Raw genomic sequence first — 26332 nt, 5'->3', positions numbered from 1 at the left:
TGTAGAGTGCTAACACCTGCGGTTTGACTACACAGTGCGGAGGAGCCCCAGTGCCCACTTATTCATACGCGTGCACGGAATGCGATAACCGCTTCGACATCGTTCAGTCGTTCAGCGACAATTCGCTGACCGTCTGCCCTGCATGCTCGGGCAAGCTTCGCAAGCTGTTCAACTCCGTCGGAATCGTCTTCAAGGGCAGCGGTTTCTACCGCACCGACAGCCGCGGATCCTCGGGAGCCGCCAGCGAGCCCGCCAAGACCGAGTCCGCGCCCGCCGCGAAGGCGGAAAGTTCGTCAACGGCGTCTTCTAGCTCGACGAGCACCGCGACCGCTGCGCCGGCCAAGGCTGCAGCCAGCTAACTTCACTCGCGGAACCTCTTTATCCACAACTTCTCGCCTATCCACAGGCAGGCCGTTCGCTGCCCCTCGAGGGCCGGGTGGGGTCCTAGCGTCGAATCATGTCACGCAACCCCGCCCGGAATCGAGTCACCCGGGCGCACCGAAGCCTCGGTCCCTCCTGGTTCGATCGCCTGTCCGACCTCACCCACCCGAGCTGGGCACGCACCCTCGTCGCACGACGCGTAGCAGCAGCCGGTCTGGCGTGCCTTGCCGTCGCGCTCGGAATCCGAGGCGACCCCGACTCTGCTCACTCTCCCGTCGTGGTCGCTGTGCGCGATCTTCAACCGGGACGAATCCTCGTCGATACCGATCTCGAGGTACGGCAACTCGAAGTGCGGAGCCTTCCCGACGGAGCCGTCACCGCACTGTCGGATGTCAGTGGTCGCACACTCGCCAGCCCAGCTCGCGCAGGCGAAACGCTCACGGACGTGCGAGTGCTGGGACCACGCCTGGCAGCGACGGCCGCGGGTATCGAGGATGCGCGCATAGTCCCGGTTCGCCTCGCTGATCCGGCGGTGACGGAACTTCTCAGGGAAGGTGATCGCGTCGATGTCCTGACCGTCGACTCGGACACACCAGCACACTCGGCGCGGCCGCAGAATGCCACCGTGTTGGCCTCCGACGCCGTCGTCGTGCTGGTCACTCCGACGGGGAACGGCCGTGACCAGCGCGATCGCGTGGTGATGCTGGCCCTGCCGGCAACCGAGGCCACCACGGTGGCCGCTGCCTCGCTCACCAATGCGATCACCGTGACATTCCAGTGATCCGCCACCTGTGCCGCCTCTGATCTAGGCTTTTGCCGGAAAGAGTGCCGACTGACGTGCCACCGACTGGAGGAGACATCGACATGCTCAAGGGATTCAAGGACTTCCTGCTTCGGGGGAACGTCCTCGACCTCGCCGTCGCAGTAGTCGTCGGGGCGGCGTTCACCGCCATCGTGACCTCGTTCACCAACAACGTGATCAACCCGCTCATCGCAGTCGCGGGTGGAGCCAACGATCTCGGTTGGGGCTACCAAGTCCTCTCGGACAACCCCGCAACCTTCATCAATGTCGGGGCCGTGATCACTGCCGTCATCAACTTCGTGATCATCGCGGCGGTGGTCTACTTCATTCTGATAGTTCCTGCCAACGCCGCGAAGAAACGGTTCATCACCGAACCCGCCGACAAGAAGGCAAGCGAGGCCGACCTCTTGATTCAGATTCGCGACATCCTCGAGGCGAGCCTCGAAACCGACTCCTCGGGAACCACTGCCGGCGGCGCGCACTCCATGCCCGCCGAGAAGGCCGCAAACCTGGAGAAGACACGACAATAAGTTCCGTCACCACACGGACGCGGGCCCGTGCACAGTCCAAGTGCACGGGCCCGACGTCTCAGCGCGACAGAAGAAGTCAGCCGAGGCTGAAGGGCTGTCCCCACAGGGTGACGGTGCCATCGACCGACTCGGTCGAGACACTCACCTTGGCGTAGGAACGAGCCTGGGCGTAACCGGCGCAACCGGACACGCCGAAGGTCTCGTCCGCGTAGGAGAAGCCGCCGCTGTTGCCCTTGAAGCTGAAGCTGCTCTTGTGCGCCTCGGCGCCATAGTCATCGGTGTACTCGATGTCGAGGATCGGCACGTTGGTGGCCTTACCGGGGCCGATCGAGACGCCGCTACCGGCACCACCCTCGACCGGGATGCTGGCGGGATCGCCACCGGCAGCCGCACCGACGACCTCGGACGGAACGAGCGACGCACCGGCCTCACCGCCGACCTCGCCACCGAAGTTCAACTGGCACGCCACGATGTAACCGGCATCGATGCTGCCGCCCTTGGCGGTGCCACCGTTGATCGACACGTCGATCGTGCCCGACGTCCACACGTTGCGGTGCAACGGAGTCGAACCCATCGACGGGCTGATGTTCGCCGTGTTACCGGTCTGACGCACGGTCACCACGGTGCCGTCGAGCAGCGTCTGCGTGATCTCGCCGTCCTGCAACGGAACGAAGGTGTCGGCATTGGCCGCACCGGTGGAAAGGAGGCCGATCGCGACGGTGGCCGCGGCGACCACGCCGGCAGCCTTGGCGCCGTGGCGCAGGGTCTTGCTGTTCATGGTTCCCCTCTAGGGTTACTGATCGCTTACGCGAGAGTCGTGAATGGAATCGATCGGGAGCGGCAATCAGCCGATGCTGAACGGCTGCCCGTAGAGGGTGGCCTTGACGTAGTGGTTACCCGGAACCTCCACCACCGTGTACGCCCGAGCCTGCGCGTAACCACCGCAACCCTGCACCTCGATCTGCTGATCGCGGTACTGAATCGCCGACACACCCGGCTTCAGATCGGTCTTCGACTTGATCTTCGCGAACTTGACCTCGCCGGCCTCGATCGGCACCGACAACGAGCCACCCATACCCAGCGCATCGAAACCGAGATCCGCGCTGAGCTTGCCCTCGAGACCGGTGATGTCGACCTGGCAACCCACGATGTACCCGGTGGTCAGCGTCGCACCCTCCTCGGGGATCTCCCCACCGAGCTCGGCGAACACATCACCCGACACCCACGCCGTGCGGCCAGCACCATTAGCGGCCAGCGACGGAGAAACCAGAGCACTCTCAGCATTACGGGCGATCTTCGCGCTCACACCACCGGCGTTCACGACCTTCTCACCACCCGGCAGCGGCACAAAAGTATCTGCATTCGCAGCACCCGTCGACATCAGGCCGAGCACAACAGCCGCAGCGGCACCCAGGCCGGCAACGCGGACTCCACGGCGCAGACCGGTCTTTCGGTTCTCGCTCATTCGTTCCCCTCATCAGGTACCGCCCAACCGGCTTTCGGTTAGGCAGTCATTACCTCGTGACGGAATAAAGTTAGCGGAAACAACATAAAAATGTGATGTCTACGTGTCCTGTTCGATGTCCACGCCCGGCCGTCGTGACCGAACTGTGACATGCAACAGGACGCATAGAGCGAGGTTGGGGGCGTGCGGAAGTCACCGCACGCCCCCAACTGCGAGGTTCTACACCGTGTGAAATTTTTTGGACTTCACAGGTCAGCCGAGGCTGAAGGGCTGTCCCCACAGGGTGACGGTGCCATCGACCGACTCGGTCGAGACACTCACCTTGGCGTAGGAACGAGCCTGGGCGTAACCGGCGCAACCGGACACACCGAAGGTCTCGTCCGCGTAGGAGAAGCCGCCGCTGTTGCCCTTGAAGCTGAAGCTGCTCTTGTGCGCCTCGGCGCCATAGTCATCGGTGTACTCGATGTCGAGGATCGGCACGTTGGTGGCCTTACCGGGGCCGATCGAGACGCCGCTACCGGCACCACCCTCGACCGGGATGCTGGCGGGATCGCCACCGGCAGCCGCACCGACGACCTCGGACGGAACGAGCGACGCACCGGCCTCACCGCCGACCTCGCCACCGAAGTTCAACTGGCACGCCACGATGTAACCGGCATCGATGCTGCCGCCCTTGGCGGTGCCACCGTTGATCGACACGTCGATCGTGCCCGACGTCCACACGTTGCGGTGCAACGGAGTCGAACCCATCGACGGGCTGATGTTCGCCGTGTTACCGGTCTGACGCACGGTCACCACGGTGCCGTCGAGCAGCGTCTGCGTGATCTCGCCGTCCTGCAACGGAACGAAGGTGTCGGCATTGGCCGCACCGGTGGAAAGGAGGCCGATCGCGACGGTGGCCGCGGCGACCACGCCGGCAGCCTTGGCGCCGTGGCGCAGGGTCTTGCTGTTCATGGTTCCCCTCTAGGGTTACTGATCGCTTACGCGAGAGTCGTGAATGGAATCGATCGGGAGCGGCAATCAGCCGATGCTGAACGGCTGCCCGTAGAGGGTGGCCTTGACGTAGTGGTTACCCGGAACCTCCACCACCGTGTACGCCCGAGCCTGCGCGTAACCACCGCAACCCTGCACCTCGATCTGCTGATCGCGGTACTGAATCGCCGACACACCCGGCTTCAGATCGGTCTTCGACTTGATCTTCGCGAACTTGACCTCGCCGGCCTCGATCGGCACCGACAACGAGCCACCCATACCCAGCGCATCGAAACCGAGATCCGCGCTGAGCTTGCCCTTCAGACCGGTGATGTCGACCTGGCAACCCACGATGTACCCGGTGGTCAGCGTCGCACCCTCCTCGGGGATCTCCCCACCGAGCTCGGCGAACACATCACCCGACACCCACGCCGTGCGGCCAGCACCATTAGCGGCCAGCGACGGAGAAACCAGAGCACTCTCAGCATTACGGGCGATCTTCGCGCTCACACCACCGGCGTTCACGACCTTCTCACCACCCGGCAGCGGCACAAAAGTATCTGCATTCGCAGCACCCGTCGACATCAGGCCGAGCACAACAGCCGCAGCGGCACCCAGGCCGGCAACGCGGACTCCACGGCGCAGACCGGTCTTTCGGTTCTCGCTCATTCGTTCCCCTCATCAGGATTCTTGCTGGTTCCCAGTCACGACCTTCGAGACTGAGGAGTGGTCCATGTCGGGCCCAGAGCAGCATTCACGGCCGTCATGACCGCGGAGTGAATTCCGGGTTATCACAACCTGATTACCGCACTGAAGTCGAAATCACTGACAAAGCATCAGAGTTTCGACTGGGCAACGGCACACGACCCTGCCCTCCATCTCCAGTACTGACTCGCCGAGGACAGTAACCGGGAGTTGGTTGCTTAAGCAATTAATTCCTGAGGAAACGGAATCGTGATGTATGCCACATCGCAAAACGTGTCCACCGTGTGGGATTTCGGCGAGAATTCGGACCTCGCGCCGCTTCGCTGACCAGCGCATTCATGCGGCGTTCACGTGAAGTTCGGTAACGTTAACACCTGGTTCACGAGCTAGAACGATGTCTGTTCTGGGCGAAGAAAACCGTCGATGTCGCAGCAAAGTGTGGCCTGGGCCACGAGTGCCCCGGTCCGCCGCCGGATACAAAAACTTCGGCTGATTCCAGAGGCAGACCGCAGATCACGATTGCCTTACGGTAGTTCTTTCCGACGATAACTATCCGTGATGGGGAGGTTTCTGGCGGCGCAGCCACTCGTCGGATTCACTGCCCCGTTCATCCCGACTCGAGGCGTCGTCGGGCCCGCGTTCGTCGGCGGTGGTGTCGGGGAAGACGTCCCCGAAGATGCGCGCGAGCCGGGCCCTGTCGATCGGGGCCCGGCTCGGTGCTGCGTTCTCGGTCGGCTCGCCGTCCGACGGAGGGGAAGTGGAGATGGCTCAGCCTTCCAGACCGGACAGCTCGGTGATGACGTGCGACGCGAGAGGCGTCAGCGTAGCCATACCGTCTCGCACGGCAGCGCGCGAAGACGCCAGGTTGACCACCAGCGTGCTCCCCGACACACCCGCGAGACCGCGCGACAAACCGGCGTCGAGGGAACCTGCTGCGAGGCCGGACGTGCGCAGCGCCTCGGAGATTCCCGGAATCTCCCGGTCGAGTACCTCCGCGGTGACGTCGGGCGTGACGTCACGCGGCGAGACACCCGTACCGCCGACGGAGACGACGAGGTCGACCCCGCCGATGACGGCGGTGTTGAGGGCGTTGCGAATCTCGACCTCATCGGCTGCCACCGCGACGATGGCGTCGACGATGAACCCGGCCTCGTTGAGCAACTCAGTGACCAGCGGACCGATGGAGTCCTTGCCGTCACCGTGGGCGGTGCGGTCGTCGACGATAACTACCAGCGCGCGGCCGGCCAGCGAGGCTTCGATATCCATGGTCCCTACCGTAGTGGCCCCGTTCAACACGGACTCGACCTGCCCGAGGATCCCTGCGTTCATCATCGGCCGCCCTGTTCTGCGGTTCCCAGCGTGACATCGACGGTCTTGGTGTTCGACCCGTTTCCGTCCGAGTACGTAATGGACACTGTGTCTCCTGGTGCGTGGGAACGGATGGCAGCGATGAGGGCGTCACCGCTGGTGATGACACGGTCGTCGACCTTGGTGATCACCGACCCCTTCGGAATTCCGGCCTTCTCGGCCGGGCCGCCCGGCGTCACCTCGACGACGGTGGCACCGTTGGCGGCATCCTGCGACGGAACCTGGATGCCGATGATGGCCTGCGTGGCCTTGCCGGTGTCGACCAACTCGTCGGCGATGCGGCGGGCCTGATCGACCGGAATCGCAAATCCGAGGCCGATGGAGCCGCTCTGCTCCCCCGCTCCGGTTCCGCCGATACTCGCGATCGCCGTGTTGATCCCGATCAGTTGCCCGTCCATGTTCACGAGAGCGCCACCCGAGTTGCCCGGGTTGATCGCCGCGTCGGTTTGCAGGGCATCGATGACGGTGTTCTGGTTGCCCGACTCACCGGAGGTCGACACCGGACGGTTGAGGGCGGAGATGATTCCTTCGGTGACCGTGCCTGCCAGCCCGAGCGGCGAACCGATCGCCACCACCTGCTGGCCCACCTGGACGTTGGCGGACGTTCCCAGTTCGATGGGTGTCAGATCCGTTTTGCCCGATGCCTTGATGACAGCCAGGTCGGAGACCGGGTCGGCGCCGACCAGGGTTGCGTCCGCGGTACTGCCGTCCGAGAAGGCCACCGTCAGCTTGCCTCCTCTCGCCGCCGCGCCGGCGACGTGATTGTTGGTGAGGATGAGACCGTCGGAGGACAACACGACCCCCGACCCTTCCCCACCGGATCCGCCGGCGGTTGCGACCTCGATCTGGACGACACTCGGGACCACCTTGTTCGCGACGGCCTGCACGGAGCCCGCCGGGGCGTTGGCCGCGGGAGTTGCGGTGTTGTTCTTCGGAGCGTCGAGTGAGTTGGTGACCGCCGCGCCGTTGCCGTCCCGTTGGGTAGCGAGTGAACCGACGGCACCGCCGATGCCGCCGCTCACCAACGCCAGTGCGACGGCCCCGACGACGATGGCCGTCCGCGCGGGACGCTTGGCCGTCGCTGCCGACGCCGGCTGTCCCGGCCCGTAGTGACCGGAGAACGACCCCGTGGGCGCTCCCTGCTGCGGGGCGGCCTGCTGTGGTCCCGCACCGTGTTGCGGCTGCCCGAATTGCTGTGTGGACTGATGTGGAACGCCGTACGGGGCGCCCTGCTGGTAGCCAGCCGATCCGTAGGCCTGCGGGCCCGGCCCGGCCGGGCGGTGCGGCGTGGCCGGGAACTGCTCGGTCGGCTGGTAACCCGGAGCGGGCCGGGCAGCCTGGTCACCGATGTCGCGACTGTTGCTGTCGGAACTGTTTCGATCTTCGGTCATCGCATCACTTCCATCTCCCGCGGCCACCCGCAGGGGCAGCCGCACCGTCTCTGTGTACGAGACTGCCCGGTGGGACTGAGAAGGTCCTGAGACCGGCCTTTGAGTTTGCCCAACCCTTCCCCAGGTTATTCCGACTCCGGTTCCCCGGGAAGCACGATGCGGATGAGTGCACCGCCCCGCTCGGAGACGTCCACGGCAATGGTGCCTCCGTGCTTGACGACTACCTGCCGCACGATGGCGAGCCCCAATCCCGAGCCGGGCATCGAGCGCGACGCCATGGAACGGTAGAAGCGGTCGAACACCAGCTCGCGGTCTTCCTCGAGGATGCCGGGGCCGGCGTCGTCCACCGTCAGCTCGAGCAAACCCTCGCCGGCAGGCTTCATCATCACACGCACCTGCTCACCGGTGGGACTCCACTTGGCCGCGTTGTCGAGCACGTTCAATACCGCCCGGGACAACCCGGCGTGATCGCCGTAGACGAACCACGGAACGGTGACGGCGGTGAAGTCGATCTCGTTGCGGCGGCGGCGCGCCCGCTCGAGGCAGCGTTCCACCACCTCACTGAGGTCGACGCGCTCGAACACCGTCTCGGGCGCATCCTCGCGGGCGAGATCGACGAGATCGCCCACCAGGGTGGACAGCTCCTCGATCTGCGCTACCACGTCGGTGCGCAGTTCGGCCATGTCCTCGTCCGGAATGTGCGGAGCGCCAGGGCGGCTCGACGCGATCAGCAATTCCATGTTGGTCCGCAACGAGGTGAGCGGTGTCCGCAGTTCGTGACCGGCGTCCGCCACCAACCGGCTCTGGCGCTCACGTGATTCGGCCAGCGCCCGGAGCATCGTGTTGAAACTCTCGGTCAGCCGCGCGAGTTCGTCGTTACCCGTCACCGGCATGGGGGTCAGGTCATCGGTGCGAGCCACCCTCTCGGTGGCCGCGGTGAGCCGCGCGATCGGCCGGAGCCCGGTGCGTCCCACCGTCGTTCCGGCGACCGCCGCGAGAACGACACCGCACCCACCGACCACGAACAGCACCCACGCCAGTCGGTCCAGCACCGCACCGGTCGGTGCGAGGCGCTGGGCAATCACCAGGGTGCTGCCGTCCTGGGTGCGCTCGGCCAGCACCCGCTGGTTCTCGGCAGTACGCAGCGACGTGCCCTCCTCACCACGGGCGACCGCCAACTCGGGCTCGCCGATGGGAACACTCGAACCGGGCGGCGTGTACGTGTCGAGGTCCGGGAAGATCAGCGCCACACTGATGTCCGTCGTGTACAGCGTCGCACCCGCGATGTAGCGCGGGTCGAACGTCACCAGATTGCTGTCGATCAACGCCGATGCGCGCGTGCGCAGCTGATTGTCGACGTCCGCGTAGAGCGCCCGGGACACCACCGCGTAGGCGGCAATCGCCATCACGGCCACCGCGATTGCCACTACCGACGCCGCGAGGAGCGTGACACGCCAGCGCAGCGACACCGACCGCGTCAACGGCATCGGTGGACGCATCTCCGGCGGCAGCGGAATCGGTCCGGTGTGGTAGCGGCCGGTGGCGTGCGGTTCGTGCCCCGGCAACCCCGGCTTGTCGGCGGTTCGGTGGAACGGCACAGCCATCACGGCGGAGTCTCCCGCAGCACGTAGCCGACGCCCCGGACGGTATGTAGCAGGCGCGGCTCCCCATCAGCCTCCGTCTTGCGACGCAGATACCCCACATAGACCTCGAGGGCGTTGCCCGACGTCGGGAAGTCGTAACCCCACACTTCTTCGAGGATGCGGCCACGGGTGAGCACCCGGCGCGGGTTGGCCATCAACATTTCCAACAGCGAGAACTCGGTACGGGTGAGGCTGATGGACCGATCGCCGCGCGTTACCTCCCTGGTGACCGGGTCGAGGGTCAGGTCCTCGAAGGTCATCTTCTCCGAGTCGATTCCCGGTTCGGGCGCCGCCCGGCGTAGCAGAGCGCGCAGCCGGGCGAGCAGTTCCTCGAGGGCGAACGGTTTGGGAAGATAGTCGTCGGCTCCCGCATCGAGTCCAGAGACCCGCTCCGACACGGAGTCGCGGGCGGTGAGAACCAGGATCGGCAGGTCGTCACCGGTACTCCGCAGCCGCCGGCACACTTCGAGGCCGTCGAGGCGCGGCATCATCACGTCGAGCACCAGCGCATCGGGTCGTGCGGCCGCCACCTTCTCGAGCGCATCGATACCGTCGACGGCCAGTTCCACCGAGTACCCGTTGAAGCTCAGGGACCGCCGCAAGGACTCCCTCACGGCCCGATCGTCGTCGACCACCAGAATGCGCATACCCGACAGTTTGACCCGGCCGACTGAGTAATGGCTGAGAAGGGTCGGTACGGAGCCGGATGTGATCACTCCACGATGCGCGGTCCCGGCAGGCTCCACTTTCGCCAGAGTGCGAGCAGACGGAGCACCGAGGCCAGCGCCGTGCCCGCGATCAGAGCGGCGTTCGGACCGGACCCCAGTTCACTCGACACGACCACCAGCGCCGACCCCAGGAGCGCGGGGATTGCGTAGAGATCCCTGTGGAGCAGCAGCGGAACTTCATTCACCAACACGTCGCGCAATATTCCCCCACCGATGGCCGCCGTGCCACCGATCAGGCACGAGGCCAGGGGGCTCGCGCCGTGGTCGAGGGAAATCACCGCACCCGTACTCGCGAACAGGCCCATACCCACCGCGTCGAGCACGAGGATCTCTCGGCGCAGTCGGCCGAGCGCCGAGTGCAGGAAGAACACCAGCAACGACGTGCCGAGGGCAGTGCCGAAGTTGGGCCAGCTCCCCAGCGACGTGGGCGGATGGATGTCCAGCAGGAGGTCGCGGACGATGCCACCACCGATACCGGTGAAGACACCGACCACGCACACCCCGAAGATGTCGAGCCGCTTCGTCACGCCCACCAGGGCACCCGACGCCGCAAACGCCGCGATGCCCACCAGTTCGAGGATGTAGAGCAGCACCCGCCAAGGTTCGCACGCGGGCCTGCCGCCGTTTCGTCCCGGCCTGGCCGGGCCTACCTGTCAGCCGGGTCCAGCAAGCCCAGCTTCACGGCCTTCACCAACCGGCGGGGTACACGATGGGTGGTTCCCCCGACAGTCACCTCCACCAGCTCGGGAACCTGAGCCTTCCACTGCGACCTGCGACTACGCGTGTTGGACCGCGACATCTTGCGCTTGGGTACTGCCATCTTTCTCTCTCCTCATTCGTCGCCTGTGAGTACTTCTCAACCACGGAGTGTTAAGAAGTACTCACAGGCGCTTGCGCACTCCATATCGGCGTTCGAACTTCTCGACGCGGCCCGCGGTGTCCATGACGCGTTGCGCGCCGGTCCAGAACGGGTGCGACTCGCTGGTCACGTCGACCACCACCAGCGGATAGGTGTTGCCGTCCGCCCACTCCACAGTGCGGTCGCTGGTCACCGTCGACCGCGTGAGGAACGTGGTTCCGGTGCTGGCGTCCTGGAAGACCACGGGGTGATAGTCGGGGTGAATGTTCGGTTTCATTCGTGTCCCTCTCTCGAGCTGTCGGGTTCTGCGTACGGTGATTCGCTGCTGTCGCAGGGGTCTTCGTGGAACTGGCCGAACGGGTCGGGCCACGACTCCCACGCGGCCTCGTCGGCGAGTTCTTCGTCGGTGACCAGCGCCCACTGGAGCGTCCGGTCGATGTCGCTGGGGTCGGCCGCGTGCACCAGAACCACCATCGAGCTGTGCCGGTCGCCGAACCGTTCGTCCCAGCACAGAGCCGCCATTGCTCGCCGCGCCGTGGGGAGTTGATCCTGTTCGGCCGGGGTCATCGCGGCCAGCCATCGATCCGCACTCGCCACCCGCAGTCCCCCACCGGCGGATTCGAGCCACAGCGCCTCGTCGGGCTGCGTGGCCACCCACACCCGGCCGCGCGCCGTGACCACACCCTCCAGAAGAACGTCGATGGCCTCGTGCAGTCGCTCGGGGTGGAAGGGCCGGTTCGCCGAGAACTCGACGATCATGACCCCGCAGTCGTGCGACAGCGGAGGTTGCCCCCGCAGCAGAGGTGAGTGGGCGTTCGTCAGCTCGCCGCGCCGGGCACCGGAGGGGATTTCCAGGAGTAACCGCTCGACGTCGAGTCCGTCGACGTCCCAGGCGATCGGTGCGCCGGGAGCGAGCCGCGCGAGGACGGCGTGGAGCCTGGCCTGCTGCCACCCGTCGCCGGCGCTGCCCGATACCACCAGGGCGTCGGCGAAGTCGACCTGCCCGACGGCGACCTGCGCGACGGTCCGGTCGTCGTCCAGAGCCTCGTCACCGGTCGCGTCGTCGAGCCACGTCTGGGCGTCGATGCACGTGATCACGGCCTCGACACGGACATCGCGTGAGGCGGTTCCGTCAAGCTGGCCGACCACCCCGGACACCACCACGTGCTCGATTGCCCAGCACACGGCCTCGGGTTCGAGCCGGCGGTCGAGGTGCAACACGATGCGCTGCACGGAGCTGCGCGCATGAAGGCGGCGGAGCAACGGGAGCAGGTCTTCCCGGAGTGTGCAGGAGATACAGCCGTGCGCGAGCTCGAGGATTCCGACGCGGGTGCGCTCTCGCCCCGACTCCATCGTGGTGACGGTGCGCCGCACGACGCCTTCGTGCACGAGGTCGAGGTCGTGATGCACGACCACGGTGTCGTCACGGAGCAGCGACCGCGCGACGGTGTCGGTGGGGCCGCTCCATCCGGATACCAGGACGAGCGGCGTCCGGTGAATCTCACTCACGAGCACCCTTTCGATAACGATTGTCATTGCTTACCGAGAAACGCTACATTGGTTTTTCGTCGTTGTCGAAAATGATTGTCATCACCTTGCTGACCGGTAGTCGCCTGGATGCGGGAGGAGACAGAAAGGAATGCCCATGTCGGCACATTGCCAAGTGACCGGACGCCGGCCAGGATTCGGCAAGTCCGTATCGCACTCCCACAAGCGCACCAATCGGCGCTGGGATCCGAACATTCAGAAGAAGACATATCTTCTGCCCAGCGAGGGGCGGCGGATCACTCTCACCGTCTCCGCCAAGGGGATCAAAACCATCGACCGGGACGGAATCGAGGCCGTGGTTGCCAAGATCCGGGCCCGCGGAGAGAAGGTCTGATGGCCCGGAACGAAATCCGTCCGATCGTGAAGCTGAAGTCGACGGCGGGTACGGGATACACCTACGTCACCAGGAAGAACCGCCGCAACGACCCCGACCGACTGGTGATGAAGAAGTATGACCCCGTCGTCCGGCGCCACGTCGATTTCCGAGAAGAAAAGTAGAAGACACCCCCGATGGCGAAGAAGTCGAAGATCGCAAAGAACGAACAGCGCAAAATCATCGTTGCGCGCTACGCGGAGCGGCGGGCCGAACTGAAAGAGGTCATCCGCCGCCCGTCGAGCAGCGATGACGAGCGCGCGCAGGCGCAGACGGCACTGCAGCGTCTGCCCCGGGACTCGAGTCCGGTACGATTGCGCAATCGAGACGCTGCGGATGGACGTCCGCGCGGCCACCTGAGGAAGTTCGGGCTCTCTCGCGTGCGTGTTCGCGAGATGGCACACCGCGGGGAGCTGCCAGGCGTCCACAAGTCGAGCTGGTAAAGGAAGAAGATGGCAGTCAAGAGAGCACCGTCGAAGAAGCCGCGTCCCGTCGAGGGACGCAAGCCGAAGAAGAACCCGTTGTTCGCGGCGAAGATCGAGTACGTCGATTACAAGGACATCAACCTTCTCCGCACGTTCATCTCCGATCGCGGCAAGATCCGTAGCCGCCGCGTGACGGGCCTGACTCCGCAGCAGCAGCGTCAGGTTGCCGTTGCCGTCAAGAACGCTCGCGAGATGGCGTTGCTGCCTTTCACCAGCCGGTAGCAGCTTCTTCACAGACACCCGAAGGCCGCGTAGTCCACGGACTACGCGGCCTTCGGCGTATTCCGAGCGGAGCTAGCCGAGCATCGCCTGCATCTCGGCAATTTCCCGCTGCTGAGCGCTGACGATGCCGGTGGCGAGTTGCTTGGCATCGGGATTCTCGCCCTCCGCCAGTTCGGTGTCGGCCATCTCGACGGCGCCCTCATGGTGCTCGATCATCATCGTCAGCCACATCCGGTCGAACTCGGGCCCCGACATGCCCATCAAGGTGGACATGTCGTCTTCGGACATCATTCCGTCACCCGACCCGTGGTCCATCCCTTCGTGACCGGTTGACGTCGGAGCGGTGTCACCCGCCTGAGCGAGCAACCCGGTGATCTGATCCATCTCCGGTGCCTGAGCGGCCTCGATCCGCTGGGCGAGCGCCAGCAGTTCGGCGTTGTCGGTGCGGCCGTCGACCATCTCCGCCATCTGCACCGCCTGCGCATGATGCGGATACATGCCGCGCAGGAATGTGACATCGGCGTCGTTGAACTGTGCTTCGGCCCCGCTACCGGCGTCGGCCGAGGTCGACAGGGAGTGGGACGTCGCCGAGGCGCCCGAGCTGCTCGGGTCGGACGAGTCGGTGCCGCAGCCGGCGAGGACGAGCGCGGCGCCGGCCGCCGCGGCAATGAAAGCTGCATAGGTGGAACGCATGGGAAATCTCCTCATGGACATGCTTCGGGAAAGTGGCAGCAAGCTCCGCCGGAGCCCTGAGCTCCGGACTCCCCGTCACACCCGCAGTATCGACAGCTGCGCCAATGACAACACGGTCCACGCCGGTGGTCCAAGTCCGGACTGCACCCGGTCGACACTCACCCGCGACGTCGGCGACGGCGCCTCGGCACCGGCCACGCAGGGCACCGTCGCACGAGTGAGCACCGGTGCCACGACGACCACGCCGGCGCAGTGATGCCCGTTGGGGTGCGACTGTTCGCACTCGTTTCCGCAGTCGTGGCCGTGGTTCGTGCCGGGGTCGTGCGAGGCGGCCACGGCATGCAACGAACCGTCATGAGCCGGAGCGGAAGCGGCGGTGACACTGTGCATCACAAGGACCGCAGCCGCCACCGTGACCAGTAACGCAATGCGTGCGGTGGGCACACGCCTTCGTCTCGCCGCCGGGGTCATGACTTCCACTGTAGCGGCACATACCCGCCAGGGGTATGACGGTGACGCCGAGCCTTTGGTCGCACTCGCATGAGCTCAGAGCGACGACAAGATGTCGAGTCCCTGCTGCTCGAGGCCACCGATGGTGTTGGTGAGGATGACCAATCCGCGCTCACCGCGCCGATCGAGAACCACGGTGCACTGGAAGCCGCCCGTCGCCCCGCCGTGGAGCGTGTACTCGCGGCCCTCGAACGGCACCACCGACCACGTCAATGCCCGGTAGGTGTTGCCGATCCACCGCTGATCCATCGCGGCGCTGCCCGGCACCGTGCCGTCGATAAGCTGCCGAACGTAGCCCGCCATGTCCGCCGCCGTGGACCGCAGCCCACCGGCGGGAGCGTAGGCGTCGAGCGGCCACGGGGCCTGCGATCGGTGCAGCACGTCGAATCCGCGGGTGGCGTCGGCGGGCAGGTCTGCCGCAGTCAGCGGTAACCAGGTATCCGACAACCCGAGCGGTACCAGCATCCGTTCGCGTAGGAGCGACGGATAGTCGGTGCCGACTGCTGCGGCCAACGCCTGTCCGAGCAACGCGAAACCGACCGTCGAATACGCGTAGATTCCGCGACTGCCGAGCTGCGCCGACTGCACCTGCTGCAGCAGCGCCTCCCGGTCGTATGTGAAGGGATTGGTCGCGGACACCCAGTGGCCCACCGCCACAACGGCATCGGTGGTCATCGGAAACTGGGCCAGTCCCGACGTGTGCGAGGCCAATTCGAGCAGGGTCACGTCGGCGACCGGCGCACCACGCAACGGCAGCAATTCTCCGACGGTGGTGTCCTCGCGCACCTCACCGCGCGCCACCGCGTCGACGAACAGCTGCGCGGTGAACGCCTTGGTGAGAGAACCTATCTCGTACTCGGTGTCGTCGGCCGCGCCGAAGTGGGCGAACCGGGTTCCGGTGACGTCCACGTATGCGACACTGGCGTTCTCACGATAGCTGCGGCTCAGAACCTGTCCGGCGAGCGACACCAATTGCGGGTCGCCGCTCGATGGGGGCGCCAGCGCAGACGTAGCGGGAGCCGTGACCGCCGTGAGAACGCAGGCGCAGAACAGCGCGCACAGAATGGTCGTCCGACGCAGCATCGCAACTCCTCGTCCACGTCCGAACGCACGTGCCTCTCCCGTTTCCCGCTCGAGCCTATTGTCACCCACCGGAAAGGCGCCCACTAGACTTCGGACGGTTTGCCGACAAGAGGCTCACCGGTCGAGGAGGTGCCCCGCAGCGTGTCGGGAATAGTTGCGGGGTTCACCGTCATCTTCGTGATCATTGCGATCGGCTACATTCTCGGCCGGCGTGGAACGCTCGGAGCGGAGGGCGAATCCGTCCTGGGCAGGCTGGTGTTCTTCGTCGCGACACCAGCGCTGCTGTTCGATTCGCTTGCATCGTCCGACCTTTCCGTGATCTTTTCGCCGACGCTGGCCGTCGCTGCTGCGACCGCTTTGACAGTCGGCGCACTGTACATGGTGGTGGCGCGGGTATGGCTGCGCAGGTCGCTACCGGAGCTGACGATCGGGGCGTTGTCGGCGTCGTACGTCAATTCCGCGAACCTGGGCATTCCCATTGCGGTGTTCGTGCTCGGTGACGCGTCGTTCGTGGCCCCACTGCTCCTGTTCCAGATAATCGTGTACTCGCCGATCGCGTTGACCATCCTGGACATCACCACGTTGCGCAGGAGCGCATCGCGACTCGAGACCGTGACCGCCCCGTTCAAGAACCCGATCGTCGTGGCCGGCGCCGCGGGACTGATACTTGCCCTCGTCGACTGGACCCCGCCCGAAGCGGTGATGCAACCGTTCCGGCTCATCGGCGGCGCCTCCGTACCGGGTGCCCTGCTCGCCTTCGGTATCTCGCTGTACGGGGTGCGCGTCCTCGAGAAGGGAACGAGTCCACGCCGGGACGTCGCACTGGCTTCGGTGCTCAAGATCGGCGTGCAACCCGTCCTCGCGTACCTGATGGCGCGATACCTGCTCGGCCTCGAGGGACACGAATTGTTCGCGATCGTGGTTGTGTCGACCCTGCCGACGGCGCAGAACGTCTTCGTCTACGCCAGCCGGTACCGGTGCGGAACCGTGCTGGCGCGGGACACGGCCTTCGTCACCACTTTGGCGGCGATTCCGGCAATTGCGCTGGTCTCAGGACTGCTCGCGTGACGGGGTTACCGTGGCTTATGCGCGTAATCGCCCTCGCAGTGCTGGCCTGCCTTGCCGTCGCCGGATGCGGGTCCACCTCGAGTACCGACGAACCGACGATTCCCCCCGAGATCGCATCCGCCGTCGACCCGAGCCCCACCCATCCGTCGTCGGGGATGCCCGTGCCCAGCGAGGTACCCGGCGAGGAATTCGGTACGGTGTTCACCGCCCGGCCCGACATCGTCCGCGCCCATCCGACCCCGTTCGAGTCGTGGTCCCGCGCCGACGGCAACAAGGTCGCGATCCATTTCGTCACCGGAACCCCGGAGTGTTACGGCGCCGATGCGACCGTCACCGAGACGGACACCACCGTCACCATCTCCCTACGCACCGGAAGCCTGCCGGAGTCGGCCGACAAGATGTGCATCCTGGTCGCAGTGTTCGGCACGCTCGAGGTGCCTTTGCAGGCGCCGCTCGGCGATCGTCGGGTGATCAACGGGTGATCCGTTGAAGCACTGGTTCCTCAACGTCTGCATCGCCACCGCACTACTACAGGCCGTCTATCACGCCGTCCGCGTTCTCGTCTCGTACCGTGTCCTCGCTCTCGGCGGTGACGCGGTCACTATCGGAATCGTGACGGCCCTGTTCTCGCTGGCACCCCTGCTCGTCGCGGTCCGCATCGGGCGGGCGGTCGACCAGCGGCACGCGGCCGCAGTCCTGCGTACCGGCGTCGCGCTCACGACACTCGGTGTCGTGGTGATCGCGCTCAGCAACGACCTGATCGTGCTCGGCGTGGGCAATGTGGTCCTCGGGTTCGGCCAGATCCTCGTCACCGTGGCCGGGCAGGGATTCATCACCTTGCTGTCGAAACCGGGCGAGCTGGACAAGGGGTTCGCGGGCCTGACCCTCGGCGTGTCGGTCGGTCAGGCCGTCGGCGTGCCGGTCGTGGGGCTGATCGCGGCCCGCAGCTCGGACGGCGGACCGGTGCAGACCACTCTCGCGCTGGCGGTCATGGCCGCGGTGTCGCTGGCGTCGATTCCGTTCGCGTGGCCGATCCGCGAGCGTCCGCAGTCCAGGAAGCCGGCCGCGAAAGACCAGCAGCAATCCGTCGCGAGCATGATCTCGACGCCCGGTATGCGACCCGCGGTGTTCAGCAGCCTCATCGTCCTCGCCTCCGTCGACGTCGTCGTGGCCTATCTGCCCGTCCTGGGCCACGAATTCGGTTTCAGCGTTCTCCTGGTGTCGTTGCTGCTCACCGCGCGCACCGCGGCATCGATCGTGTCCCGGGCGTTTCTGCCGTGGCTGCTCACCCGGGCACCGCGACAGCGACTGCTCATCTCCGCGACTTTGTGTTCGGCGCTGCCCACCGCGCTCCTGCCGTTCGTCCGCGATCCGTGGTGGATGGCCTTGCTCCTGGTGGTGGCCGGCTTCTTCTGGGGCATCGGGCAACCGCTGACGATGACCTGGGTGACCGGCCTCGTCACCGGCCCCAACCGGGCCGCCGCGTTGTCTCTGCGCCTGACCGGTAACCGCCTGGGCCAGGTGCTGATCCCCTTGGCCGCAGGCGCTATGGCCGGTGTCGCGGGTACGGCGTCGATCTTCGTGATCACCGGAGGTCTTCTGGGCACGGCGGCGGTGTCCACCTGGCGAGCCGTGCGTACTTCATAACCACCCGCGGTTAATAAGTACTCACGGGTGCCTAAATGTCGCACCAGCCGCTGCTCGACGCTCCACTTCGTCGGCTGTGGCGTGCGTCTCTCCTCGGCAGACTTGTCCCCAGTCACGCGTTTGCCAGATCAGGGGTCAGGAGCCACACGATGAGCTTTACCGGTGTCATTCCGAGCACGACCGACACTCCTCGTCCACATCAGGACGAGCGCGCCGTATCGAGCGCGGTACAAGCATCGGGCGACACCGCACCGCAGCTACGTTTCCTCGACCCCGCCGACACCGGGTCCGGGCGGGCGGCCGTGATGGTCTGGCCGCAGGCTCCCCTGCTCGCGGAACTCGTCGCGCTCTTCGCCGACCTCGGTTTGCGGGTTGCTTCCCATGAGCAGCTTCCCGCCGCTGAATCCGGCGAGACGGTAGTGCACCGCTTCGATTTCAGCACCGACGGCTCCGCCTGGGACAGCACGACTCCCGGCCTCGTCTCCGCCGCGTTCGGGGCCGCGGCAGCCGGCCAGTTGGAGGTGGACGGATTCACCCGTCTCATTCCGGCCGCCAATGTGTCGTGGTCCGACGCCGTCCTGATCCGTGCGGCCTGCCGTTATCTCCGCCAGGTGGGACTCGGCCTGTCGGAGCCGAACATCGTGGCAATCCTGTTGCGCAACAGCAGTTTCGTGCGCGGGTTCGGCGCACTGTTCGCGGCTCGCTTCGATCCCGCGCAGACCGATCGGGGCGCGGCCGTCGCGGATGCGGAGAAGATCCTCCTCACCGCCATCGAGAAGACCACGACGTTGGACGAGGACCGCCTGCTGCGCGGCCTGTTGTCGTTCATCTCGGCCGTACTGCGCACCAACTGGTTTCAGCACGACCGCACGGCGGGAACCGGCACCGCGGCGGCGTTCAAGATCGATCCTGCGCTGCTCTCGCTGTCCGCTCCCGTCACCCCTTACCGGGAGATCTTCGTGCACTCTCGAATAGTCGAGGGCAGTCACGTGCGCAGCGGCACGGTGTCCCGCGGCGGTCTGCGCTGGTCGGACCGCAAGGACGACTTCCGCACCGAGGTACTGGGACTGATGAAGACGCAGCACGTGAAGAACTCGCCGATCGTTCCGATGGGCGCGAAGGGCGCGTTCGTCGTGCGCACCGATCCGGCTCCCGGTGCTGTGCGGCAGGCGTACACGACCTTCATCGAGGGATTGCTCGACGTCACCGACGACATCGTCGACGGCGAGGTGGTGCACCCCCGCGACACCGTGCTCTACGACGGCGACGATCCGTATCTGGTGGTGGCCGCCGACAAGGGGACGGCGCGGTTCTCCGACCTCGCCAACAGCATTGCGGTGCGCCGCGGTTTCTGGCTCGGCGACGCCTTCGCCTCCGGAGGTTCGGCGGGTTACGACCACAAGGCGATGGGTATCACCGCACGCGGTGGATGGGTTTCGGTACGTAGACATTTCGCCGAGATGGGCAAGAACGTCGACACCGACGCGTTCACCGTGGTGGGGATCGGCGACATGTCCGGGGACGTCTTCGGCAACGGCATGCTGCTCAGTCGCGCGATCCGCCTCGTCGGCGCCTTCGACCACCGGCACATCTTCCTCGACCCCGACCCGGATTCCGAAGCGTCCTACCGCGAGCGCGAACGACTGGCCGGGTTGCCGGGAAGCAGCTGGGACGACTACGACCGCGACGTGGTGTCCGCCGGTGGCGGGGTGTGGCCCCGAACCACCAAGACGATTCCGCTGTCTGCTCGGGTGCGCGAACGGCTCGGCGTCGAGGAAGCCGAACTGCCCCCGCACGAGGTGGTGAAGGCCCTGCTCACGGCCGAGGTCGATCTGTTGTGGAACGGCGGAATCGGAACCTACGTCAAGGCGTCCGCGGAAAGCAACGCCGACGCTGCCGACCCGGCCAACGACTCCGTCCGCGTCGACGCCGACATGCTGCGCGCCGCAGTGGTCGGCGAGGGCGGGAACCTCGGGTTCACCCAGCGGGCCCGCATCGAGTATGCGCTGAGGGGCGGCCGCATCAACGCGGACTTCATCGACAACGCCACCGGTGTCGCCACCTCCGATCGCGAAGTGAACCTGAAGATCGCGGTGGACGCGGCGGTAGCGGCCGCAGAACTGCCTGCCGCGGAACGGAACTCGCTCCTCGCTCGCGTCCAGGACGAGATTGCCGAGTCGGTCCTGGCCGACGCGTCGGCCCAGACCCTCGCGATCAGTCTCGCCGAGGTGCACGCCCCCTTCCTTCTCGGACGTCATGAACGGCTGATCGAGAACCTCGAACGGGACGCAGGACTCAGTCGGTCCGCCGAGGTCCTCCCGACCGCAGCGGAACTGACTGCACGACACCGCGCCGGGCAGGGACTGGTCCGTCCCGAGATCGCCGTCCTGTTGGCACAGTCCAAGAATCTCGTCGTCACGGAACTACTCGCCTCCCCGGTCCTCGACGACGCGGTGTTCGACGGTGTCCTGGCGGACTACTTTCCCGCACCGATCCGGGAGCGGGTACCGCAGCAGATCAGCGGTCACCGATTGGCCCGCGAGATCGTCGCCGTGCTCGTCGCAGGCGACATGATCGACCGAGTGGGACCCGGACTGATCCATCGCTTGGAGGAGCGCCTCGGTGTCGGCACCCCCGACATCACCAGCGCCTACGCGGTGGTGCGGCAGGTGTTCGACATCGATCGCCTGTGGGACCAGGTACTGGCCTTGCCGGGTGCCTCCCACCGCACGAGGTTGAATCTGCATTTCGGCATCCAGGACCTGATCGAGCGCACCACGTCGTGGCTCCTGCGGCACCGCACCGCGGACACCGACGCTTGCGCGTCGATCGAGCGATTCACCGACCCCGTCCGCGAACTGGCTACCGCCCTGCCCCGGCTGACCGGTGCACCCGCGCAGGACTTGAGCACGCTGCGCATCCTCGCGCAAGCGTTCGCACTCGAGGACACCGCACGCACACTCGGCTTGCCGATCACCCAGGTTGCGGAAACCTACCGAGAATTCGGCAAGGTCATCGGCCTCGACTGGCTGTCGGAACGATTCTCCGTCGGCGAGACCGGGACCGCCTACTGGGAGACGATGGCGGCGGCCGTCCTCGTCGACAACCTGCAAGAGCACTGGCACGCGCTGATCGGCTCGGTTCTGCAGGACGCCTCCCCCGACACCTCCGCGGCGGACGCCGTCGCCGCCTGGCTCGACCGGCATCCGACGGCCGCGGAACGGCTGTCACACATGCTCGGCGAGCTCCGCAGTCGCGATCGGGTGGACAATTCGAGTATCTGCGTGATCGATGCCGAGCTCACTCTCGCACTGACCCGCTGCCGATGACCCCAATCGCCGTAACCCCATACCTCACCACCGATCGAAGGAGTTCGAAAGTGCCCACTCTCCAGCGAGATGTCGCCATTGTCGGTGCCGGCCCGTCCGGGCTGGCCGCCGCGACCGCACTGCGCAAGGCAGGCCTGTCCGTCGCAGTCCTCGAGGCGCGCGACCGCGTCGGAGGACGCACCTGGACCGACACGATCGACGGGGCCACGCTCGAAATCGGCGGCCAATGGGTCTCGCCCGATCAGACGGCGCTGATCTCCTTGCTGGACGAGCTCGGCCTGGAGACGTTCGACCGCTACCGCGAGGGCGAATCCGTCTACATCTCGGCCGCCGGGAAGCGCACCCGCTACACCGGTGAATCGTTTCCCGTCGACGAGACGACGCGGAAGGAGATGGACCGCCTGATCTCCATTCTCGACGACCTCGCAGCGCAGGTCGGCGCAGAGGAGCCCTGGGCGCATCCCCGTGCCCGCGAGCTCGACACCATCTCGTTCAAACACTGGTTGATCGAGCAGTCCGACGACGCCGAAGCCCGCGACAACATCGGCCTGTTCATCGCCGGCGGCATGCTCACCAAGCCCGCGCACGCATTCTCCGCGCTGCAAGCCGTCCTGATGGCCGCGTCCGCCGGCTCGTTCTCGCACCTCGTGGACGAGGACTTCATCCTCGACAAGCGCGTCATCGGCGGCATGCAGCAGGTGTCGATCCGGATGGCCGCCGCACTCGGGGACGACGTGTTCCTGAACGCACCCGTGCGCACCGTGCAGTGGAGCGAGCAGGGTGCCGTCGTTTTGGCCGACGGCGACGTCCGTGTGGAGGCGTCGCGGGTCGTGCTCGCGGTGCCGCCCAACCTGTACTCCCGGATCTCCTACGATCCGCCGCTGCCGCGCCGCCAGCACCAGATGCATCAGCATCAGTCACTCGGACTCGTCATCAAGGTGCACGCCGTGTACGAGACGCCGTTCTGGCGCGAAGACGGTCTGTCCGGCACCGGCTTCGGGGCCTCGGAGATCGTGCAGGAGGTGTACGACAACACCAATTACGAGGACACCCGGGGTACCCTCGTCGCGTTCGTGTCGGACGAGAAAGCCGACGCGATGTTCGAATTGAGCGAAGAGGAGCGTCGCGCCACCATTCTCGGCTCGCTCGCCCGCTACCTCGGACCGAAGGCGGCCGAGCCGGTGGTGTACTACGAGTCCGACTGGGGCTCCGAGGAATGGACGCGGGGCGCGTACGCCGCCAGCTTCGACCTCGGTGGCCTGCACCGGTACGGAAAGGACACGCGGACCCCGGTGGGGCCGTTCCATTTCTCCTGCTCGGACATCGCGGCCGAGGGCTACCAGCACGTGGACGGCGCCGTCCGGATGGGTCAGCGCACCGCCGCGGATATCGTCGCGCGCCTCGGACAGTAGACCGCGTCGATCATCGCCCGGCAGTCACGACTGCCGGGCGATGATCGCGAGCAGTAGTTCGGCGCGCACCCGCGCAACGTCCAGCCTGCAGTCGATCAGGGCTTCGATCCGCGCCATCCGGCTGCGCAGGGTGTGCCGGTGCACGCCCATCGCGGCGGCCGCCGACTCCCAATGCCCGTTCGCCTCGAGAAACGCCCGTAACGACGCCAGAAGCTCTGTGCCGTTGACGCGGTCGTAGTCGTCGATGGGCGCAATCATCGTGTCCGCCAGCGAATTGAGTACTTCGCGGGTCGCGCTGAACGCGAGTAGGGCACTGCCGGTGAGCGCCGCGAATTCCAGTGGTTCGGCCCCGGCTTCGGCCGCCGACGCCGCGAGTTGCGACTGCTCGATCGCCGCCACGACACCGGACAGCTCCCGTCGCCCGCTCAACCCGGCTCGGACCGCCTTGCGCGTGCCCGGGGGCAGCGCGCTCAGCATCGACCGTGCGAAGTCCACGTCGTCGGTTCCACGGAGAAGAACTGTGATCCGGGTGTCGTGGCGACGCGAGAAGAGCTGGCGCCCAACCGTGTCCATCGCCGCGGCGACCGCCGACTCCACCCGCTGCGCGAGTTCCAGAGTCTCGGCGACCACCGTCAGACCTCGCACCATCCCGTCGGCATCGGTCGCGCCCCGAATCTGCTCCCACGCAGGCGCCAGATCGCGATCGTCGGTCAGCAGCAGACCGAGCGCGTGCGAATTGAGCTGATTCTGCGCGACGCGCAAGCGAGCGGGCTTCTCGAAGTCCAGCGCCAGCAGCGAATTGGCGTGACCCAGCAGAATCTGATCGACGTGGCTGAGCGCCGTCGGACTGATCACCGCCAAATGCCCGTGCGGGGTGCTTCCGACACTGATCTGCTGGACGGTGATCGAGGCCCCCGACCGCGCCAGCGACACGCTGCTCGACGCTCCACCCGTTCCTGCCGCCAGCACATCGCGCACTTCGTCGAGTACCTCGTCGTCCGGTCGCGCGGGATGGTGTTCGAGTACCCTGCCGGACAGATCGAGAAGTAGCACCGTGGCGGAGGTGGCCATCGCGAGTTCACGGACGGTGGCGCCGGTTCCACCCGAGATGACGGCCCGCGTCATCCGTGGCTGTGCCCGGGACGCCCGCAGGACCGACTCGTATTCTTGTTCGGCCAGACGGTTCATCACGCGTTTGACGACGGCGGCGAACGGGGTCGGCAACGGCACCTCCAGCAGCGGAAGACCGAGGTCGTCGGCCACAGCGACGAGGTCCTCCGGCACCTCCGGGTGCGACAGCCCCGTGCCGAATCCGACGGCGGCCACTCCCACGCCGTCGAGTCCGCGTAGATACCGGGCCCGGTCGGCCGCTGTCAGGGGCAGTCGCAGCCCTGTGGTGAGCAGCAGTTCCCCACCGGAGAGCCACCGGAACGGATCGGACAATTCGGTGGTGATGGCGAAGGTGATCTCGTTACCGAGGCCGGCGGCTCCGCCCCGGAGTTCGAGAGCCAGATCCGGCTGGGACAACATCCAGCGGACGGGAACGGTCATGTCGGGCTCCTGCGCGTTGCGGTCTGGTGTGTGCCACCCTGACCCGTCATCCCGGGAACGTGGCTGGACAGATCGGCCATCGGAACCCGAGCATCGACTCCATTCTGTCAGAGGATTCGGTACCGGTGACCTGTACGGACACCGAAACACAACATTAACGAATTTCGTTCGTTTGAGGTCTTGCACCCGAACCCGAGGCTCCGCATACTTAACGAATATGATTCGCTAAGTGATCCGTATCTCACCGGGAGGACGTCCCGCGAGCGGTCCGGCACACTACTCGAGACACGGAGTTCTCCTCGTGCAACCACCGGAAACCCCAAAAATTCACGGCCTCCGCGTCCCACTGACGGCCAGGAGCGGAATCGCCACGTTCAGCGTCTTCGTGGTCGGATACATGACCGCCAACCTCGTCCCGCTCATGATCATCGCGATGGTCGACGATCTCGGCGTGTCCCAGACCGTCGCCGGTGCCGTTCTGACGGGATCGTTGCTGGCATGTGCGCTGGTATGCCTCGCCACCACCCGATGGGCGGCCGGACAGTTCCGGCGGCGGCTCGGCCGGGCGGGCCTCGTCGTCATGGCCTCCGGATTCGGGGCGGCAGCCGTCGTTCCGTCCGCACCGATCGCCTGCATCGCGATCGTCGTCGGAGGCCTCGGGGCCGGCGGTGCCGTCGCCGTCGGCGGCGCGGCGATGGCGGCGTTCACCAACCCGAACCGTGTCTCCGGACTGAGCGGTCTCGTCAATCGCGTGGCCGTCACCGGTGTCCTCGCGCTGATCCCGATTCTCGGCACACGGATGACCAACGCCTTCGGCATCGTGGCCGTACTCGCACTGGCCACTGCACTCACCATGACCTGGTTGCCGACCGCCCCCGACCTCGGGGCAGGCACGACGAGAACCCGCGCCGAACTGCCCGAAGGGGTCACCCGGAAACGCGTCACGGTCGCCGGAGCATCGCTGCTCGTGCTGTTCGCCGTCTGGGCGATCGGTGAGGACTCGTTGTGGGCGGTGTCCGGCATCATGGGATTCGAGCACGCGGGGCTGACCGAACAGCAGATGGGCTTGGCCCTGTCCGCATCGACTGCAGGTGGTATCGGTATCGCACTGATCCTCACCGCTCTGGGCTCCCGTCTCGGGCGCACGGTTCCCGTGGCCGTTCTGCTGACACTCGGCGCCGCCCTCAAACTGGGCGCGTGCCTGACCACCGAGCCCACCACCTACCTGGTGCTCATCATTACGTGGAACACCGTCTACGCGGCGGCCTTCATCTACGTGGTGGCCATCGCGGCCGCACTGGATTCGTCCGGCCGCTGGTCCGCCCCACTACTCGGGACCTACCTGGTCGGTTCCGCGTTCGCCCCGCTCTTCGGCACTCTCGTCACCGAGGCCGTCGGCTATCCGTCGTTCGGTGTCATCGTGGCCGGGATCAGTCTCGTTGTGCTGCTGCCGATTACGGCGATCGCCGCTCTCTCTGCACGTACCGAAGCCACATCCCTCGCCGTAGGCCAGGATCCCACCGTGCGTTACACCACCTCGGTGATCGTCTGATGAATTCGATGGACA

Annotated in this window: 29 protein-coding genes; 13 read left to right on the top strand and 16 right to left on the bottom strand. The window is 66.1% G+C overall.

From position 1 onward, the window contains the following. The first annotated feature begins 50 nt into the window (after nucleotides 1-50). The 3 genes from JQT59_RS15425 to mscL all read left to right on the top strand — a co-directional run bounded on the left by JQT59_RS15425 (nucleotide 51) and on the right by mscL (nucleotide 1713). A complete protein-coding gene (locus tag JQT59_RS15425) occupies nucleotides 51-359 on the top strand; it encodes an FmdB family zinc ribbon protein (RefSeq protein WP_109332591.1) in 309 nt (102 codons plus the stop codon). Between the two features lie 98 nt (nucleotides 360-457). After that, entirely contained in the window at nucleotides 458-1162 is a 705-nt protein-coding gene (locus tag JQT59_RS15420) for an SAF domain-containing protein (protein ID WP_213576850.1), read from the top strand. 83 nt (nucleotides 1163-1245) lie between these two features. Next, the gene (gene mscL / locus JQT59_RS15415) at nucleotides 1246-1713 is read left to right on the top strand and encodes a large conductance mechanosensitive channel protein MscL (RefSeq protein WP_213576849.1); all 468 of its coding nucleotides are present in this window, start codon (nucleotides 1246-1248) and stop codon (nucleotides 1711-1713) included. Between the two features lie 76 nt (nucleotides 1714-1789). On the opposite strand, the gene JQT59_RS15410 is transcribed toward mscL, so the two are convergent. The 12 genes from JQT59_RS15410 to mrf form a co-directional block, all read right to left on the bottom strand. Then, nucleotides 1790-2491, bottom strand: a complete 702-nt coding sequence (locus JQT59_RS15410; RefSeq protein WP_109332599.1) for an MspA family porin — start codon at nucleotides 2489-2491, stop codon at nucleotides 1790-1792. Between the two features lie 66 nt (nucleotides 2492-2557). After that, a complete protein-coding gene (locus JQT59_RS15405; protein ID WP_213576848.1) occupies nucleotides 2558-3178 on the bottom strand; it encodes an MspA family porin in 621 nt (206 codons plus the stop codon). A 252-nt stretch (nucleotides 3179-3430) separates the two neighbouring features. After that, complete coding sequence (locus tag JQT59_RS15400; protein ID WP_109332599.1) at nucleotides 3431-4132, bottom strand: MspA family porin; 702 nt, start codon at nucleotides 4130-4132, stop codon at nucleotides 3431-3433. 66 nt (nucleotides 4133-4198) lie between these two features. Then, nucleotides 4199-4819, bottom strand: a complete 621-nt coding sequence (locus JQT59_RS15395) for an MspA family porin (protein WP_109332600.1) — start codon at nucleotides 4817-4819, stop codon at nucleotides 4199-4201. Nucleotides 4820-5623: 804 nt separating this feature from the next. Further along, entirely contained in the window at nucleotides 5624-6184 is a 561-nt protein-coding gene (locus tag JQT59_RS15390) for a MogA/MoaB family molybdenum cofactor biosynthesis protein (RefSeq protein ID WP_109335291.1), read from the bottom strand. Beyond that, nucleotides 6184-7614, bottom strand: coding sequence for a S1C family serine protease (locus JQT59_RS15385; protein WP_213576847.1), 1431 nt, complete (start codon nucleotides 7612-7614; stop codon nucleotides 6184-6186). The genes JQT59_RS15390 and JQT59_RS15385 overlap by 1 nt, the downstream gene beginning before the upstream one ends. A gap of 125 nt (nucleotides 7615-7739) precedes the next feature. Further along, nucleotides 7740-9218: a sensor histidine kinase gene (locus tag JQT59_RS15380; protein WP_213576846.1), complete on the bottom strand. Its 1479-nt coding sequence runs from the start codon at nucleotides 9216-9218 to the stop codon at nucleotides 7740-7742. Further along, nucleotides 9218-9904: a response regulator transcription factor gene (locus JQT59_RS15375; RefSeq protein ID WP_213576845.1), complete on the bottom strand. Its 687-nt coding sequence runs from the start codon at nucleotides 9902-9904 to the stop codon at nucleotides 9218-9220. Before JQT59_RS15375 ends, JQT59_RS15380 begins: the two co-directional genes overlap by 1 nt. Nucleotides 9905-9969: 65 nt before the next feature. Continuing rightward, nucleotides 9970-10578 carry a trimeric intracellular cation channel family protein gene (locus JQT59_RS15370; RefSeq protein ID WP_213576844.1) on the bottom strand — a complete coding sequence of 203 codons (609 nt, stop codon included), beginning with the start codon at nucleotides 10576-10578 and terminating at the stop codon, nucleotides 9970-9972. A gap of 53 nt (nucleotides 10579-10631) precedes the next feature. After that, nucleotides 10632-10805 (bottom strand): 50S ribosomal protein L32, encoded by a 174-nt coding sequence (gene rpmF, locus JQT59_RS15365; RefSeq protein ID WP_109332604.1) that lies wholly within the window; start codon nucleotides 10803-10805, stop codon nucleotides 10632-10634. A 61-nt stretch (nucleotides 10806-10866) separates the two neighbouring features. Continuing rightward, nucleotides 10867-11121, bottom strand: coding sequence for a type B 50S ribosomal protein L31 (locus JQT59_RS15360; protein ID WP_109332605.1), 255 nt, complete (start codon nucleotides 11119-11121; stop codon nucleotides 10867-10869). After that, nucleotides 11118-12380, bottom strand: coding sequence for a ribosome hibernation factor-recruiting GTPase MRF (gene mrf, locus JQT59_RS15355; protein WP_213576843.1), 1263 nt, complete (start codon nucleotides 12378-12380; stop codon nucleotides 11118-11120). The genes JQT59_RS15360 and mrf overlap by 4 nt, the downstream gene beginning before the upstream one ends. Before the next feature lie 109 nt (nucleotides 12381-12489). On the opposite strand from mrf, the gene rpmB reads away from it, so the two are divergent. From rpmB to rpsR, 4 genes are read left to right on the top strand one after another with little or no spacing between them, the layout of a single operon-like run. Beyond that, entirely contained in the window at nucleotides 12490-12726 is a 237-nt protein-coding gene (gene rpmB / locus JQT59_RS15350) for a 50S ribosomal protein L28 (protein ID WP_109332618.1), read from the top strand. Beyond that, nucleotides 12726-12890, top strand: coding sequence for a 50S ribosomal protein L33 (gene rpmG, locus JQT59_RS15345; RefSeq protein WP_109332619.1), 165 nt, complete (start codon nucleotides 12726-12728; stop codon nucleotides 12888-12890). Before rpmB ends, rpmG begins: the two co-directional genes overlap by 1 nt. 12 nt (nucleotides 12891-12902) lie before the next feature. Continuing rightward, a complete protein-coding gene (gene rpsN, locus JQT59_RS15340; protein ID WP_109332620.1) occupies nucleotides 12903-13208 on the top strand; it encodes a 30S ribosomal protein S14 in 306 nt (101 codons plus the stop codon). 9 nt (nucleotides 13209-13217) lie between these two features. Beyond that, nucleotides 13218-13472: a 30S ribosomal protein S18 gene (gene rpsR / locus JQT59_RS15335; protein ID WP_005238639.1), complete on the top strand. Its 255-nt coding sequence runs from the start codon at nucleotides 13218-13220 to the stop codon at nucleotides 13470-13472. 72 nt (nucleotides 13473-13544) lie between these two features. Here the strand turns inward: rpsR and JQT59_RS15330 are convergent, their stop codons facing one another. The 3 genes from JQT59_RS15330 to JQT59_RS15320 form a co-directional block, all read right to left on the bottom strand. Continuing rightward, the gene (locus JQT59_RS15330) at nucleotides 13545-14165 is read right to left on the bottom strand and encodes a DUF305 domain-containing protein (protein WP_213576842.1); all 621 of its coding nucleotides are present in this window, start codon (nucleotides 14163-14165) and stop codon (nucleotides 13545-13547) included. A 75-nt stretch (nucleotides 14166-14240) separates the two neighbouring features. Continuing rightward, a complete protein-coding gene (locus JQT59_RS15325) occupies nucleotides 14241-14636 on the bottom strand; it encodes a DUF6153 family protein (protein ID WP_213576841.1) in 396 nt (131 codons plus the stop codon). 75 nt (nucleotides 14637-14711) lie between these two features. Beyond that, nucleotides 14712-15758 carry a serine hydrolase domain-containing protein gene (locus tag JQT59_RS15320; RefSeq protein ID WP_213576840.1) on the bottom strand — a complete coding sequence of 349 codons (1047 nt, stop codon included), beginning with the start codon at nucleotides 15756-15758 and terminating at the stop codon, nucleotides 14712-14714. A gap of 141 nt (nucleotides 15759-15899) precedes the next feature. Here JQT59_RS15320 and JQT59_RS15315 point away from each other — a divergent pair, with 141 nt between their 5' ends. From JQT59_RS15315 to JQT59_RS15295, 5 genes are all read left to right on the top strand, one after another. Next, a complete protein-coding gene (locus JQT59_RS15315; protein WP_213576839.1) occupies nucleotides 15900-16826 on the top strand; it encodes an AEC family transporter in 927 nt (308 codons plus the stop codon). A 17-nt stretch (nucleotides 16827-16843) separates the two neighbouring features. Beyond that, on the top strand, nucleotides 16844-17308 hold the full coding sequence (locus JQT59_RS15310; protein ID WP_109332631.1) for a hypothetical protein: 465 nt from the start codon (nucleotides 16844-16846) through the stop codon (nucleotides 17306-17308). 4 nt (nucleotides 17309-17312) lie between these two features. Beyond that, the gene (locus JQT59_RS15305; RefSeq protein ID WP_213576838.1) at nucleotides 17313-18473 is read left to right on the top strand and encodes an MFS transporter; all 1161 of its coding nucleotides are present in this window, start codon (nucleotides 17313-17315) and stop codon (nucleotides 18471-18473) included. Nucleotides 18474-18622: 149 nt separating this feature from the next. Continuing rightward, the gene (locus JQT59_RS15300) at nucleotides 18623-21802 is read left to right on the top strand and encodes an NAD-glutamate dehydrogenase domain-containing protein (protein WP_213576837.1); all 3180 of its coding nucleotides are present in this window, start codon (nucleotides 18623-18625) and stop codon (nucleotides 21800-21802) included. A gap of 50 nt (nucleotides 21803-21852) precedes the next feature. Beyond that, nucleotides 21853-23214 (top strand): flavin monoamine oxidase family protein, encoded by a 1362-nt coding sequence (locus JQT59_RS15295; protein ID WP_213576836.1) that lies wholly within the window; start codon nucleotides 21853-21855, stop codon nucleotides 23212-23214. A gap of 24 nt (nucleotides 23215-23238) precedes the next feature. On the opposite strand, the gene JQT59_RS15290 is transcribed toward JQT59_RS15295, so the two are convergent. Further along, the gene (locus JQT59_RS15290) at nucleotides 23239-24765 is read right to left on the bottom strand and encodes a PucR family transcriptional regulator (RefSeq protein WP_213576835.1); all 1527 of its coding nucleotides are present in this window, start codon (nucleotides 24763-24765) and stop codon (nucleotides 23239-23241) included. A 301-nt stretch (nucleotides 24766-25066) separates the two neighbouring features. On the opposite strand from JQT59_RS15290, the gene JQT59_RS15285 reads away from it, so the two are divergent. Continuing rightward, nucleotides 25067-26317 carry an MFS transporter gene (locus JQT59_RS15285; protein WP_249354456.1) on the top strand — a complete coding sequence of 417 codons (1251 nt, stop codon included), beginning with the start codon at nucleotides 25067-25069 and terminating at the stop codon, nucleotides 26315-26317. Nucleotides 26318-26332: the final 15 nt, after the last annotated feature.

It is taken from the genome of Rhodococcus sp. USK13 (assembly GCF_018343855.1).
GTDB lineage: Bacteria > Actinomycetota > Actinomycetes > Mycobacteriales > Mycobacteriaceae > Rhodococcus_F > Rhodococcus_F oxybenzonivorans.
The sequence above is the reverse complement of the archived record's forward strand: the minus strand, read 5'-3'. Positions and strand labels throughout refer to the sequence as shown.

Coding starts and splice junctions, on each gene's coding strand:
- JQT59_RS15420 (WP_213576850.1), top strand. CDS start 458: ATGTCACGCAACCCCGCCCGGAATCGAGTCACCCGGGCGCACCGAAGC.
- mscL (WP_213576849.1), top strand. CDS start 1,246: ATGCTCAAGGGATTCAAGGACTTCCTGCTTCGGGGGAACGTCCTCGAC.
- JQT59_RS15410 (WP_109332599.1), bottom strand. CDS start 2,491: ATGAACAGCAAGACCCTGCGCCACGGCGCCAAGGCTGCCGGCGTGGTC.
- JQT59_RS15405 (WP_213576848.1), bottom strand. CDS start 3,178: ATGAGCGAGAACCGAAAGACCGGTCTGCGCCGTGGAGTCCGCGTTGCC.
- JQT59_RS15400 (WP_109332599.1), bottom strand. CDS start 4,132: ATGAACAGCAAGACCCTGCGCCACGGCGCCAAGGCTGCCGGCGTGGTC.
- JQT59_RS15395 (WP_109332600.1), bottom strand. CDS start 4,819: ATGAGCGAGAACCGAAAGACCGGTCTGCGCCGTGGAGTCCGCGTTGCC.
- JQT59_RS15390 (WP_109335291.1), bottom strand. CDS start 6,184: ATGAACGCAGGGATCCTCGGGCAGGTCGAGTCCGTGTTGAACGGGGCC.
- JQT59_RS15385 (WP_213576847.1), bottom strand. CDS start 7,614: ATGACCGAAGATCGAAACAGTTCCGACAGCAACAGTCGCGACATCGGT.
- JQT59_RS15380 (WP_213576846.1), bottom strand. CDS start 9,218: ATGGCTGTGCCGTTCCACCGAACCGCCGACAAGCCGGGGTTGCCGGGG.
- JQT59_RS15375 (WP_213576845.1), bottom strand. CDS start 9,904: ATGCGCATTCTGGTGGTCGACGACGATCGGGCCGTGAGGGAGTCCTTG.
- rpmF (WP_109332604.1), bottom strand. CDS start 10,805: ATGGCAGTACCCAAGCGCAAGATGTCGCGGTCCAACACGCGTAGTCGC.
- JQT59_RS15360 (WP_109332605.1), bottom strand. CDS start 11,121: ATGAAACCGAACATTCACCCCGACTATCACCCCGTGGTCTTCCAGGAC.
- mrf (WP_213576843.1), bottom strand. CDS start 12,380: ATGACAATCGTTATCGAAAGGGTGCTCGTGAGTGAGATTCACCGGACG.
- rpmB (WP_109332618.1), top strand. CDS start 12,490: ATGTCGGCACATTGCCAAGTGACCGGACGCCGGCCAGGATTCGGCAAG.
- rpmG (WP_109332619.1), top strand. CDS start 12,726: ATGGCCCGGAACGAAATCCGTCCGATCGTGAAGCTGAAGTCGACGGCG.
- rpsN (WP_109332620.1), top strand. CDS start 12,903: ATGGCGAAGAAGTCGAAGATCGCAAAGAACGAACAGCGCAAAATCATC.
- rpsR (WP_005238639.1), top strand. CDS start 13,218: ATGGCAGTCAAGAGAGCACCGTCGAAGAAGCCGCGTCCCGTCGAGGGA.
- JQT59_RS15330 (WP_213576842.1), bottom strand. CDS start 14,165: ATGCGTTCCACCTATGCAGCTTTCATTGCCGCGGCGGCCGGCGCCGCG.
- JQT59_RS15325 (WP_213576841.1), bottom strand. CDS start 14,636: ATGACCCCGGCGGCGAGACGAAGGCGTGTGCCCACCGCACGCATTGCG.
- JQT59_RS15320 (WP_213576840.1), bottom strand. CDS start 15,758: ATGCTGCGTCGGACGACCATTCTGTGCGCGCTGTTCTGCGCCTGCGTT.
- JQT59_RS15310 (WP_109332631.1), top strand. CDS start 16,844: ATGCGCGTAATCGCCCTCGCAGTGCTGGCCTGCCTTGCCGTCGCCGGA.
- JQT59_RS15300 (WP_213576837.1), top strand. CDS start 18,623: ATGAGCTTTACCGGTGTCATTCCGAGCACGACCGACACTCCTCGTCCA.
- JQT59_RS15290 (WP_213576835.1), bottom strand. CDS start 24,765: ATGACCGTTCCCGTCCGCTGGATGTTGTCCCAGCCGGATCTGGCTCTC.